Origin of the sequence: Micromonospora sp. WMMD708 (assembly GCF_049315245.1) — a bacterium.
GTDB lineage: Bacteria > Actinomycetota > Actinomycetes > Mycobacteriales > Micromonosporaceae > Micromonospora > Micromonospora wenchangensis.
Genome location: NZ_CP186060.1, coordinates 5,183,334 through 5,196,456 on the forward strand (window position 1 = coordinate 5,183,334; position 13,123 = coordinate 5,196,456).

The following is a 13,123-nucleotide window of genomic DNA, read 5'->3' on the forward strand; positions in this document are numbered from 1 at the left end:
GCGTACTCCGGAAAGGGTGGCGGGGCCATCGTCGGATCACGACGACGGCCCCCGCCGGAGGTGGGCAGGAACGCCGGGGCTGTCGCCCGGCGGGTCAGCCCTGGACGCCGAGGCGCTCCAGGACCAGGTCACGGACGGTCTTGGCGTCGGCCTGGCCACGGGTGGCCTTCATCACCGCGCCGACCAGCGCGCCGGCCGCAGCGACCTTGCCGCTACGGATCTTGTCGGCGATGCCCGGGTTGGCGGCGATCGCCTCGTCCACGGCGGCGGTGAGCGCGCCGGTGTCGGAGACCACCTCCAGACCCCGGTTGGTCATGATCTCGGTCGGCGAACCCTCGCCGGCGACCACGCCCTCCAGCACGGTACGGGCCAGCTTGTCGTTGAGTTTGCCCGCGTCGACCAGCCCCTGCAGCTCGGCGACCTGCGCCGGGGTGGCCCCGATGTCGGCAAGCTCCGTGCCGGTCTCGTTGGCCCGGCGGGACAGCTCACCCAGCCACCACTTGCGGGCGGCCGCCGGGGTGGTGCCGGCCGCGACGGTCGCCTCGATCAGCTCGACCGCACCGGCGTTGAGCACCGACTGCATGTCGAGGTCGGACAGGCCCCACTGCTCCTGGAGCCGGCGACGGTGCAGCCGGGGCAGCTCCGGCAGGGCCGCCTTCAGCTCGGCCACCCAGGCGGTGTCCGGGGCGAGCGGCACCAGGTCCGGCTCCGGGAAGTAGCGGTAGTCGGTGGCGGTCTCCTTGGACCGGCCCGGCGTGGTGTCCCCGGTGTCCTCGTGGAAGTGCCGGGTCTCCTGGGTGATCCGGCCGCCCGCGTCCAGCACGGACGCCTGGCGCAGGATCTCCGAACGGACCGCCCGCTCCACCGACCGCAACGAGTTGACGTTCTTGGTCTCGGTGCGGGTGCCCCACTCCTGCCCCGGCAGGTTGAGGGAGGTGTTGACGTCGCAGCGCAACGACCCCTCCTCCATCCGGACGTCGGAGACGCCCAGCGAGCGCAGCACGTCGCGCAGCTCGGTCACGTACGCCTTGGCGACCTCGGGGGCGAGCGCGCCGGTGCCGGGAACCGGCTTGGTGACGATCTCGACCAGCGGGATGCCGGCCCGGTTGTAGTCGACGAGCGACTCGGTCGCGCCGTGGATGCGGCCGGTGGCCCCGCCGACGTGCAGCGTCTTGCCGGTGTCCTCCTCCAGGTGCACCCGCTCGATGCCGATGCGCACCAGTTCGCCGTCGACCTCGACGTCCAGGTAGCCGTCGAAGCACAGCGGCTCGTCGTACTGGCTGATCTGGAAGTCCTTCGGCATGTCCGGGTAGAAGTAGTTCTTCCGGGCGAACCGGCACCACTGCGCGATGGAGCAGTTCAGCGCCAGGCCGATCCGGATCGTCGCCTCGATCGCCGCCTTGTTGGCCACCGGCAGCGAACCGGGCAGGCCCAGGCAGACCGGGCAGACCCGGGTGTTCGGCTCGCCGCCGAAGTCGGTCGGGCAGCCGCAGAACATCTTGGTGTTCGTGCCCAGCTCGACGTGGGTCTCCAGGCCGATCACCGGCTCGTAACGCGCAACGACCTCGTCGTACGCGGGCAGTGTCGTCGTCATCTGAACTCCAGCCTCACAGTGCCGGTGGGGTGAACGTGCCGACCACGGACTCCAGCGCGGCGGCGACCCGGTACATCCGGTCGTCGGCCATCGTCGGGGCCATCACCTGCAGACCGACGGGTAGCCCCTCGGACAGGCCGCACGGCACCGAGATGCCCGGCCCGCCGTACAGGTTCGTCGGGATGGTGAACAGGTCCGCCAGGTACATCTGGTACGGGTCGGCGGTGCGCGCCCCGATCGGGAACGCCACGAACGGCGTGGTGGGCGAGATCAGCGCGTCGACCTGCTCGAACGCCGCGGTGAAGTCGCGGGTGATCAGGGTACGGACCTTCTGCGCCTGCCCGTAGTAGGCGTCGTAGTAGCCCGACGACAGCGCGTACGTGCCGACCATGATCCGGCGCTTGACCTCGGCGCCGAACCCGGCCTCCCGGGTCAGCGACATGACCTCCTCCAGCGACCGGCTGCCGTCGTCGCCGACCCGCAGCCCGAACCGGACCCCGTCGAACCGGGCCAGGTTGGAGGAGCACTCGCTCGGCGCGATCAGGTAGTACGCCGGCAGCGCGTACCGGAAGTGCGGGCAGGACACCTCGACAATCTCCGCGCCCAGCTTGGCCAGGGTGTCCACCGACTCGCGGAACGCGGCCATCACGCCCGGCTCCGCGCCCTCGCCGGTGAACTCCCTGACGATGCCGAGCCGCACCCCGGTCAGGTCGCCTGTCGCACCGAGCTTCGCGGCGGCCACCACGTCCGGCACCGGCTGCGGGATGGAGGTGGAGTCGCGCGGGTCGTGCCCGCCGATGACCTGGTGCAGCAGCGCCGCGTCGAGCACCGTACGGGCGCACGGGCCGGGGGTGTCCAGCGAGGAGGAGAACGCGACCAGACCGTACCGGGAGGTGCCGCCGTAGGTGGGCTTCGCGCCGACGGTGCCGGTGACCGCGCCGGGCTGGCGGATCGAGCCGCCCGTGTCGGAGCCGATGGCCAGCGGCGCCTCGTACGCGGCCAGCGCGGCGGCGCTGCCCCCGCCGGAGCCGCCCGGGATCCGGTCGGTGTCCCACGGGTTGTGCGTCGGACCGTACGCGGAGTATTCCGTGGAGGAGCCCATCGCGAACTCGTCCATGTTGGTCTTGCCGAGCATCACCGTGCCGGCCGCGCGCAGCCGCTGCACGATCGTCGCGTCGTACGGCGGACGCCAGCCTTCGAGGATCTTCGAGCCGACGGTGGTCGGTACGCCCTTGGTGGTGAGCACGTCCTTCACCGCCACCGGCACCCCGGCCAGCGGCCCGAGCTGCTCACCGGCGGCCCTGCGCTCGTCGACGGCGCGGGCGGCGGCCAGCGCCCCCTCGGTGTCGACGTGCAGGAACGCGTGCACCCGGTCGTCGACGGCGGCGATCCGGTCCAGGTGGGCCCGGGTCACCTCGACGGCGGAGGTCTCTCCCGAGGCCACCAGCCCGGCCAGGTCGGTCGCGGTCATTCTGGTCAGGTCGGTCATGCCGTCGCCTCGCTCCGCTCACCGGTGCCCCGGGCAGCCGGCGCACTGGGCTCGATGGTTCGCCTGTCACGCCCGGTGTCAACTACACACCCGCTCACGACGCCACGTCCTCGTCGAGGATGCGCGGGACGCGGAACCGCTGCTCGGCGACGTCGGGGGCACCCGACAGCGCCTCCTGCGGGGTCAGTCCGGGCACCACCACGTCGTCGCGGAGCACGTTGGTCAGCGGCACCGAGTGGGAGGTCGGCGGGATGTCCGCCGCAGTGACCTCGCCGACCTGCGCGACCGACTGGAGGATCACGTCCAGTTGACCGGCGAAGGTGTCCAGCTCCTCCTCGGTGACGGCGAGCCGCGACAGTCGCGCGAGGTGCGCGACCTCCTCGCGGGAGATGGCGGCCATCGGTGCCCCCTTCGTGGCTGTGCTGCTGCGGGCGGGTGGGCCGGCCGCGACGTCGACGGGATGACGCGCGGTGACCGGAGCGAGTCTATTGTCCTGCGCCGGACCCGACGCCTCCGACTCCCCCCGCGTCCGGGCCGCCGGGCCGGTCGGGGGCCGCCCACCCGCCCCCGGGGTGTACCGACGACCGTCAGCGGGCGTGCCGGCGGGGGATCTCGGCGTCCGGGCTGGGCACGGGGCTCAGCGGCCGGTACCGGGCCAGCCAGGCGGTCAACTCGTCGGCGGGCATCGGGCGGGCGTAGAACCAGCCCTGCGCGGCGTCGCAGCCGGCCGCGTACAACAACCGCCAGGTCCGCTCGTCCTCCACGCCCTCGGCCACCACCCGTAGGCCGAGCGCGCCGGCCAGCTCGATGGTCGACCTGACGATCGCCGCGTCGTCGGCGTCCCCGGCCATCCCCAGCACGAACGACCGGTCCACCTTCACCTCGGACAGCGGCAGCCGGCGTAGGTGCTGCAACGACGAGTAGCCGGTGCCGAAGTCGTCGAGCGAGATGGCCACCCCGAGCTGGTGCAGCCGGGTGATGGTGGCCAGCACCCGCCGGGGGTCGGCCATCAGCGCCCCCTCGGTGATCTCCAGTTGCAGGCGGTCCGGGCGTACCCCGTTGCTGGCGAGCCGGTCGGCGATCCGGTCGACGATCTCCCCGGTGTGCAGGTCGCGGACGCTGACGTTGAGCGCCGCCCGCAGCGTGGTGCCGGCGGCCGACCACGTCGCCAACTGCGCCACCACGTCGTCGATCACCCGGTAGGTGAGCAGGCGCATCACGGCGCTCTGCTCGGCGACCCGGATCAGCTCCTCCGGGTCGACCATCCCCCGGCGCGGGTGCCGCCAGCGCAGCAGCGCCTCCACCCCGACCACCTCGCCGGTGGCGATGGCGACCTGCGGTTGGTAGTACATGGTGATCTCGCCGACCTCGGCCGCCGGGGCGGGGGGCGTCGACTCGGGCCCGGTGTCCGGGGCCGGCGCGGGTGGCAGGTGCGCCGGGGCGGTGCCGTGCCGGCGGACCGGGTCGGCGCCGGTGAGGATGCGGTTCAGCAGCTCGTCGGGGTGCGCCGGGGCGGGCCGGGGGCGTCGCCGGGGCAGCCACCACCGGCCGGTGCCGCCGACGCCCGTGCGTGGGCCGCCCCCGGCGCGCAGGCCGCTGCCGGGGCCCGGTCCGGCGTCGACGTCGGAGCGCGGGGAAGGGTCCGGTCCGTCGTCGGGGGCCAGCCGGGGTGGCAGCGCCGCGCCGTCACCGCCCCGCACGGTCCGCCCGGCCACCGGCCGGCTCTCCAGTACGCGCCGCAGGTCGGCCAGGAGCCCCAGCCGCTCGGCGGAGTTGTGGTCGGACTCGGCCGCGTACACGGCGACGGTGTCGTTGCGGTGCTTCGCGTCGTACATGGCGACGTCGGCGTGGCGCATCAGGGTGGCGTAGTCCTCGCCGTGGTCGGGGAAGAGCGCGATGCCGATCGAGCCGCCGACGTCCAGCGGCAGGCCGTCCAGCGACACCGGCTCGGTCAGCGCGGCGACCACCCGACCGGCCAGCTCACGCGCCTCGTCGACACCGTCGAGCCCGCCGGCCACGATGGCGAACTCGTCCCCGCCGAGGCGGGCCAGCAGGTCCCGGTCGCCGACCACCCCGGCGAGCCGGGCGCCCACCTCCACCAGCAGCCGGTCGCCGACGGCGTGGCCGAGCGCGTCGTTGACGTTCTTGAACCGGTCCAGGTCGATCAGCAGGAGCGCCACCCGCGCCCCCGGCTCGCCCCGGGCGACCCGCTCGGCGTGCCGGTGCACCTGCTCGGCCACCTCGGCGAGCAGCGCCTTGCGGTTGGGCAGGCCGGTCAGCGGGTCGAGAGCGGCGAGCTGGACCTGTTCGTCGGAAAGGTGGGCCATCCGGTAGACCGCGAACAGCGGCACCAGCACCAGCGGGATCAGCGCGGCGCTGGCCCGCGCGGCGGTGACCAGGACGGGGGCGAGCAGCAGCAGCGAGCCGGTGGAGAGCAGCTCGAACGGCAACCCCTGCCGGACCGCCGGCCACCACCGGCCGCCGAATCGCAGCCGCAGGGCGGTGCTGACCAGGCCGTAGTTGACGACGAACCAGGTGACCGTGGCACCGCCGACGGCGAGCACGTCGGTCCAGCCCAACCGGTCGCCGCCGAACAGCCCACCCGGCCCGAGCCGGAGCACGAGGTGGGCGGCGGCGAGTGCGCAGGCGTACTGGGCGGCGTTGAAGGTGGTCCGCCAGGGGGCGTGCCCCAGCCGGACGCCGGACACGGCGACCGCGACGGCCTGCACGAGCACCGCCGGACCGAGGCCCCAGCCGAGCAGGATGGCGAACGTGAAGCAGGTGGACGGGAAGACCGCTGAGGTCTGCCGGCGGCCGGACGGCACGAAGGGGCGGGCGTCGCAGCCGACCGCGAGCACCGCCATCGTCCAGAACGCCGCCGGCAGCCCGTCCGGCCGGTCCACGAGGTCGACGAGCGACGCCACGGAGACCAGGGCGGCCAGGCCGATCACCCCGGCGACGAGTCCCAGGAACGGGCCCTCCCGCCCACCCGGGAACGAGTTGCGGGGGTCGGCGGTCTCCATCGCACCTCCCGGGCACGCCCATCAGGGTGTACGCCGGCCGTACACCTGCCACCATGAAACGCCCTGGGCGCCGGTGGACCCGCACGACAGCCGCGAATCGGTCGTAGTCGTGACTAAGTTGGTATACGGACCAAGCGTCACCTATGGGTGCGCCGGGACGGGTTGGTCAGCTCTCGTCGACCCGGGCCACCTCGCGGGCCGCGTCCGGGCCGGCGTCGAGCAGCACCCGGAAACCGTCCTCGTCGAGCACCGGCACCTTCAGACCGGCCGCCTTGTCGGCCTTGGAACCGGGGTTGTCGCCCACCACCACGAAGCCGGTCTTCTTGGAGACCGAGCCGGTGACCTTGCCGCCCCGGGTCTGGATCGCCTCGGCCGCCTGGTCCCGGCTGAACCCGGTGAGCGTGCCGGTCACCACCACGGTGACGCCCTCCAACGGGCGGGGCCCCTCGTCGACCGCCTCCTCGGCCATCCGGACGCCCGCCTCGGCCCACTTGCGGACCACGTCGCGGTGCCAGTCGACGGCGAACCACTCCTTGATGCTGGCGGCGATGGTCGGGCCGACGCCGTCGACCGAGGACAGTTCCTCCTCGGCGGCCGTCTCGATTGCCTCGACGGAGCGGAAGTGCCGGGCCAGGGCCTGCGCTGCGGTCGGCCCGACGTGCCGGATGGACAGCGCCACCAGCACCCGCCACAGGTCACGTTCCCGGGCCACGGCGAGGTTGTCGAGCAGCTTGGTGGCGTTGGTGCCGAGGCTGCCGTCCTTGTTGACGAAGAACGGCGAGCGGGCGAGCTGCGCGGCGTCGAGGGCGAACAGGTCACCCTCGTCGCTGATGATCGCGGCGTCGAGCAGCGCGGCGGCCCCCTTGTAGCCGAGCACCTCGATGTCGAACCCGCCCCGCCCGGCGAGGTGGAAGACCCGCTCCCGGAGCTGCGCCGGGCAGCTACGGGTGTTCGGGCAGCGGATGTCGACGTCGCTCTCCTTGGCCGGAGCGAGCGCCGTGCCGCAGGACGGGCAGTGGGTGGGCATGACGAACGGGCGGGCGTCGGCGGGACGCAGCTCGACCACCGGGCCGAGCACCTCGGGGATCACGTCGCCGGCCTTGCGCAGCACCACCGTGTCGCCGATCAGCACCCCCTTGCGTTCGACCTCGCGGGCGTTGTGCAGGGTGGCCTGGGCGACCGTCGAACCGGCCACGTGCACCGGCTCCAGCACCGCGTACGGGGTGATCCGGCCCGTCCGCCCCACGCCGACCTCGATGTCGAGCAGCCGGGTGTTGACCTCCTCCGGCGGGTACTTGAAGGCGATCGCCCAGCGGGGCGCCCGGCTGGTCGAGCCGAGCCGGCCCTGGATGGGCACCGGGTCGACCTTGACCACCACCCCGTCGATCTCGTGCTCGACGTCGTGCCGGTGCTCGGCGTAGTGGGCGATGTACTCCGCCACGCCGGCCAGGTCGGGCACCACCCGCCAGCGGTCGCTGGTCGGCAGCCCCCACGCCCGCAGCGCCGCGTACGACTGCGACTGGGTGGCCGGCCGGAAGCCGGTGCGGGCACCGGTGCCGTGCACCACCAGCCGCAGCGGCCGGGACGCGGTGATCCGGGGATCCTTCTGGCGCAGGCTGCCGGCGGCGGCGTTGCGGGGGTTGGCGAACGGCGCCTTGCCCTGCTCGACCAGGCTGGCGTTGAGATCGGCGAACCCGGCGACCGGGAAGTAGATCTCACCCCGCACCTCCAGCAGCTCCGGCACGTCGGGGAACTCGTCGGAGGGGGTGAGCCGGGCCGGCACGTCGCGGATGCTGCGGACGTTGGCGGTGACGTCCTCGCCGGTGCGCCCGTCGCCCCGGGTGGCGGCGCGGACCAGCCGGCCCTTCTCGTAGGTCAGGTTGATGGCCAGGCCGTCGACCTTCAGCTCGCACAGGTAGGGCACGGGGCCACCGGCGTCCCGCTCGACCCGCTCGGCCCAGGCGGCCAGCTCCTCGTCGGCGAACGCGTTGTCCAGCGAGAGCATCCGCTCGGCGTGGGTGACCGGGGTGAAGTCGGTGGAGAAGGTGCCGCCGACCCGCTGCGTCGGCGAGTCGGGGGTGCGCAGCGCCGGGTACTCCGCCTCCAACGCCTCCAGCTCCCGCAGCTGCCTGTCGAACTCGGCGTCGGTGATGGTCGGCGCGTCGAGGACGTAGTAGCGGTACTGGTGTTCGGTCAGCTCCTGGCTCAACGTGGCGTGCCGCTCCCGGGCCTCGGGGGTGGGCTCACCACCGGCCGCCGCCTCCTGGGCCGCGCTGACCTGCTGGGGAATCTCTTCTTCCGACACCCTGCCGCCTCCGGACACCGTGTGAACCTCCCCCGTGATCACGCTACGGGAGCACGGTAACCGGCCGGTAGGACATTCCCCTGCCTCCCCCCACCCCGCCCGACGGGCGGGCGGCCCCGCGACGTGCGACGATCGCCGCACGTCGGCGGCGGTGGCCGCCCGGGAGGGAGGCAGGTACCGATGCCGCAGTGGTTGCTGTGGGGACTGCTGATCGTCCTGGCGGTGGCCGCCGGGTGGGTGTGGAACGAGTGGCGACGCCGGGGTGGCCGCCCGTCGAGTGGCGACGGGCGCACCCGACCGGAGCGGGGCACCCCGCCCCGGGACCGGGCCCGACCGACCGCGCCGCCCCGCCCCCGTACCCCCACCGGCACGCCCCGGCCGGGTGACATCTGGTGGGCGGACGTGCCGTTCCACGACGGCACCGGCTCGAAGGTCCGGCCCTGCCTGGTGGTACGCGCCGACGACCGGGGCGCGGAGGTACTGAAGATCACCAGCCAGGACAAGAGCGACCGGGACGACCACGTGCCGATCCCCACCCGGGACTGGGACCCGGACGCCGACCACGACAGCTGGCTGGATCTCGCCGAGCCGCTGCGTATCCCGGCCGACGCCTTCTCCCGCCGGGCCGGCAGCTGCGACCCGGCCCTGTGGCGACGGGTGAAACGCCTGCACGGGCGACGCAGCCCGGCCTGAGCAGCGCACCGGCCCGGCACCCCCGTTCGTGCCGGCCGGCACCGCGACGGCGCGGCATCCGGCCGGGCGGGCGGATCAGTCCCAGGTCGCGCCGAGGGTGGCGAGCTGGTCGGCGTACTCGATGCGGGTGGCCCAGTCCGTGGGCCAGCCGGACATCCCGTGGGCCGCGCCGAGGAACGCGCCGGCCAGCGCGGCGATCGAGTCGGAGTCCCCGGCGGTGGTCGCGCCCCGGCCGATCGCGGCCACCGGGTCGTCCGGGTGCCGCAGCACGCACAGCAGCGCGGTCGCCAGCGCCTCCTCGGCGACCCAGCCCTCACCGGTGTACCGGCAGGGGTCGTCGCCGTCGTCGGGCCGGCGCAGCGCGGCGACCAGCCGGTCCAGCGCCGACAGGCACTCGTCCCAGCCGACGGCGATGAACTGCGCCGGGGAGCCCGCACCGGCACGCTGCCACAGGTCGCCCAGCCAGTCCCCCCGGTAGGTGTCCCGCTGGCTGCGGGCCCGGTCGGCCAGCAGGCCGGGCAGTCGCGCCGGTGCCACGCCGTCGCGCAGCAGCCGCACCGCGTACGCGGTCAGTTCGCTGGCGGCCAGCCCGGTCGGGTGGCCGTGGGTGAGGCCGGCCTGGAGCTGGGACAACCCGGCGAGGGTGGCCGGGTCGACGTCGAGCAACCCGACCGGGGTGACCCGCATGTTAGCCCCGCACCCCTTCGAGTCGACCACCGTGGCCTGCTGCCAGCGCAGCCCCCGGCCCAGCTCGCCGCAGGCCCGCAGGCAGGTCATCCCCGGGGCCCGGTTGTTGTCCGGGCTGGCCGCCCAGTCCAGGAAGCGCCGCCGCAGCAGCGGCTCGACCGCCCCGGCGGTGTGCTCCGGCGCGTCGTGCAGCGCCCAGGCGACCGCGAGCGCCATCTGGGTGTCGTCGGTGACCAGCACCGGATCACCGACCAGTTCCCGTGGCCCGGCCGGGCCGTAGCGACGGTGGATCTCGGTGACGGAGAGGAACTCGGTCGGCTTGCCGAGCGCGTCGCCGTAGGCGAGCCCGAACAGCGAACCGGAGGCACGGCGCAGCGGGGAGTCGATCACGGACCCGATCATGCCCCGCCGGCACCACCCCGGCACGTCGGGCGGGCCGGGCCGACCGGTGGTCCGACCCGCCCGACGCGGGGACGTGCTCCCCGGAGGCTCAGTCCCAGCAGAGGCAGAACGGGTGGCCCACGGGGTCGGCGTACACCCGGAAGCCCTCGCCCTCGCCGGGCAGCCGCCGGGCACCCAGGGCGAGCGCCGCCTTCTCGGCCACCTCGATGTCGTCGACCGTGACGTCGAGGTGGAACTGCTGCGGACGCGCCGGATCGGGCCAGGCCGGGGGGACCAGGTCGGGCGCCTGCTGGAAGGCGAGCCGGGGTTGCTGCCCGACCGGACCGCCCAGCACCACCCACTCGTTACCGTCGGAGTCCTCCTCGGCCAGGCTCAGGCCGAGCAGCTCCGCGTAGAAGCCGGCCAGCGCCCGGGGGTCGGGGCAGTCGATGGCCACGGTACGCAGTTGTCCAATCATGGCCGTCATCCTGCCCACCGGGTACGACGGGAAACCTCACTCCTCGTGCAGCCGGCGGCCGGCGTCCCGGCAGGCGGTGAGCACCGCGCGGGCGTACCCGGGGGTGGCCCCGGCCAGACCGCAGGCGGGGGTGACCACCACCTGCTCGGCGAGTTGGCGGCGCGGAAAGCCGAGCCGGTCCCAGAGCCCGCGTACCCGGTCGGCGAGCTGCGCCGAGGTCGGCGCGACGCCGGCCGACGGCGGCAGGGTCGGTGCCACCCCGGCCAGCAGGCCGAGGCCGGCGTCGATCGCCTCGCCCAGCGGGTCGAGGTCGGTGAGCAGGGCGAGATCCAGCGCCACCCCGACCGCCCCGGCGGTACGGATCAGCTCCAGCGGCACGTCCGGCGCGCAGCAGTGCACCACCGTCGGCACCCCGACCGCCGTGATCACCTCGCCGAGCAGGGTACGGGCGACGGCGGTGTCGACCGGCCGGTACGTGCCCAGGCCGCTCTCGGTGCGGACCCGGCCGGCGAGCGCCGCCGGCAGCGACGGCTCGTCGAGTTGGAGCAGGACCGACGCCCGGGGCAGCCGCCGGGTCACCGCCTCGACGTGCAGCCGCAACCCCTCGGCCAGCGACGCGGTCAGCTCCCGCACCGCGCCCGGGTCACGTAGCAGCCGCCCGCCGATCGGTAGCTCCACCGCCGTGGCCAGGGTGAACGGCCCCGCCGCCTGCACCTTCACCGGCCCGGCGTACGACTCGGCCTGCTCGGCGAGCTGGTCGAGGTCCCGTTCCATCAGGTCCCGGGCGCGGCGCAGGTCGCGGCCGGGGCGGGGGGCGATCCGCCAGCGCGCGGCGTACAGCTCGACCGGCAGCTCCACGAGCAGCCCGCCGGTACGCCCGATCAGGTCGGCACCCGGGCCCCGGGCGGGCAGCTCCGGCAGGTGGGGCAGGGCGGGCAGTTCACCCAGGACGATCCGTTGCGCCTCGGCGATGTCGGTGCCGGGCAGCGAACCGATGCCGGTCGCCGCGCCCGCCGGCCAGGGCCACACCTGCTGTTGGGTCACGGCCGAAGGGTAACCGGCGTCGGTCGGCGCACCCGGCCGGTGGGGTCAGCCGGTGATGGTGGCGGAGCCGAGCACCACGTCCCCGGCCGGGTCCGGCCGGTACGCCACCACGGCCTGGCCGGCGGCCACCCCGCGTACCGGCCGGCGCAGCTCGGCGGTCAGGCTGTCGCCGTCCACGGTCACGGTGGCCGGTACGACGTCGCCGTGCGCCCGCAGCTGCACCTCACAGGCGATCGGCGCGTCCGGCAGGTCGCCCCCGGTCCAGACCGGACGGGTGGCGCGGACCAGGGAGACCTCCAGCGCCTCGGCGGGGCCGACGGTGACGGTGTTGGTCTTCGGGGTGATGGACAGCACATACCGGGGTCGCCCGTCCGGGGCCGGCCGGTCCAGGTGCAGGCCGCGTCGCTGGCCCACCGTGTAGGCGTACGCGCCGGTGTGGCTGCCGACGACCGCGCCGGTCAACGCGTCGACCACCGCGCCGGGTGCCTCGCCGAGCCGTCCGGCGAGGAACCCCCGGGTGTCGCCGTCGGCGATGAAGCAGATGTCGTGCGAGTCGGGCTTCTCGGCCACCGCCAGGTCACGCCGGGCCGCCTCCGCCCGGACCTCGGCCTTGGTGGCGTCGCCGAGCGGGAACATCGCCCGGTCGAGCTGCGCGCGGGTGAGCACCGCCAGCACGTACGACTGGTCCTTGGCGAGGTCGACGCTGCGACGCAGCAGCCCGTCGGGGCCGAGCCGGGCGTGGTGGCCGGTGACCACCGCGTCGAAGCCGAGGGCCACCGCCCGGTCCAGCACCGCCGCGAACTTGATCTTCTCGTTGCAGCGCAGGCACGGATTCGGGGTACGCCCGGCCGCGTACTCGGCGACGAAGTCGTCCACCACGTCGGCGTGGAAGCGCTCGGCCATGTCCCACACGTAGAAGGGGATGCCGATGACGTCGGCGGCCCGGCGCGCGTCCCGGGAATCCTCCAGGGTGCAGCACCCCCGGGCACCGGTGCGGAAGGTCTGCGGGTTGCGGGACAGCGCCAGGTGCACCCCGGTCACGTCGTGCCCGGCGTCCACCGCCCGGGCCGCCGCGACGGCGGAGTCCACCCCGCCCGACATCGCCGCCAGAACCTTCACCAGCCCACGCTCCCTTCCCCCGTCGAGCCTACCCACCCCGCCCGCGTCCCTCCCCTCCCCGGCCGCCCCTGCGCCCCTGCCCCGCCCTCGCCCCACCCCGGCCCGCCCCTCGCCCCGGTGATCAAGAGGTTTGCGTCATCCCAGCGTCCATTCCTGACCTCAACCTCTTGATCACCGAGCACCACCACGGCTCAGCAGCCCGAATGGGCTGGACTGCGTGCGCGGTCGGAAGGGGGTGGGTGCGGGCCGGCAGGGGCGGGTGATCAAGAGGTTTGCGTCAGAATCCGGCGGGCGGCTGACGCAAACCTCT

General features: G+C 74.3%; 10 protein-coding genes. 1 reads left to right on the top strand and 9 read right to left on the bottom strand.

The genetic code is table 11. The features are described from left to right. Nucleotides 1-94 precede the first annotated feature (94 nt). The 5 genes from gatB to ligA form a co-directional block, all read right to left on the bottom strand. Nucleotides 95-1,594: an Asp-tRNA(Asn)/Glu-tRNA(Gln) amidotransferase subunit GatB gene (gene gatB / locus ACN260_RS22805; RefSeq protein WP_422752960.1), complete on the bottom strand. Its 1,500-nt coding sequence runs from the start codon at nt 1,592-1,594 to the stop codon at nt 95-97. Nucleotides 1,595-1,607: 13 nt separating this feature from the next. Further along, entirely contained in the window at nt 1,608-3,083 is a 1,476-nt protein-coding gene (gene gatA / locus ACN260_RS22810; RefSeq protein WP_422752961.1) for an Asp-tRNA(Asn)/Glu-tRNA(Gln) amidotransferase subunit GatA, read from the bottom strand. Between the two features lie 94 nt (nt 3,084-3,177). Further along, nucleotides 3,178-3,483 (bottom strand): Asp-tRNA(Asn)/Glu-tRNA(Gln) amidotransferase subunit GatC, encoded by a 306-nt coding sequence (gatC, locus tag ACN260_RS22815; RefSeq protein ID WP_088641698.1) that lies wholly within the window; start codon nt 3,481-3,483, stop codon nt 3,178-3,180. 187 nt (nt 3,484-3,670) lie between these two features. Then, nucleotides 3,671-6,106: a putative bifunctional diguanylate cyclase/phosphodiesterase gene (locus ACN260_RS22820; protein ID WP_422752962.1), complete on the bottom strand. Its 2,436-nt coding sequence runs from the start codon at nt 6,104-6,106 to the stop codon at nt 3,671-3,673. A gap of 166 nt (nt 6,107-6,272) precedes the next feature. After that, on the bottom strand, nt 6,273-8,411 hold the full coding sequence (gene ligA, locus ACN260_RS22825) for an NAD-dependent DNA ligase LigA (protein WP_422752963.1): 2,139 nt from the start codon (nt 8,409-8,411) through the stop codon (nt 6,273-6,275). A 180-nt stretch (nt 8,412-8,591) separates the two neighbouring features. Between ligA and ACN260_RS22830 the strand changes: the two genes are divergently transcribed. Continuing rightward, nucleotides 8,592-9,104 (top strand): type II toxin-antitoxin system PemK/MazF family toxin, encoded by a 513-nt coding sequence (locus tag ACN260_RS22830; RefSeq protein WP_422752964.1) that lies wholly within the window; start codon nt 8,592-8,594, stop codon nt 9,102-9,104. Nucleotides 9,105-9,179: 75 nt separating this feature from the next. On the opposite strand, the gene ACN260_RS22835 is transcribed toward ACN260_RS22830, so the two are convergent. The 4 genes from ACN260_RS22835 to mnmA form a co-directional block, all read right to left on the bottom strand. Beyond that, a complete protein-coding gene (locus ACN260_RS22835) occupies nt 9,180-10,193 on the bottom strand; it encodes an ADP-ribosylglycohydrolase family protein (RefSeq protein WP_422752965.1) in 1,014 nt (337 codons plus the stop codon). An 88-nt stretch (nt 10,194-10,281) separates the two neighbouring features. Next, entirely contained in the window at nt 10,282-10,650 is a 369-nt protein-coding gene (locus tag ACN260_RS22840) for a VOC family protein (RefSeq protein ID WP_422752966.1), read from the bottom strand. Between the two features lie 36 nt (nt 10,651-10,686). After that, nucleotides 10,687-11,694 (bottom strand): methionine synthase, encoded by a 1,008-nt coding sequence (locus tag ACN260_RS22845; RefSeq protein WP_422752967.1) that lies wholly within the window; start codon nt 11,692-11,694, stop codon nt 10,687-10,689. Between the two features lie 45 nt (nt 11,695-11,739). Beyond that, on the bottom strand, nt 11,740-12,813 hold the full coding sequence (gene mnmA, locus ACN260_RS22850) for a tRNA 2-thiouridine(34) synthase MnmA (RefSeq protein WP_422752968.1): 1,074 nt from the start codon (nt 12,811-12,813) through the stop codon (nt 11,740-11,742). Between the last annotated feature and the right edge of the window lie 310 nt (nt 12,814-13,123).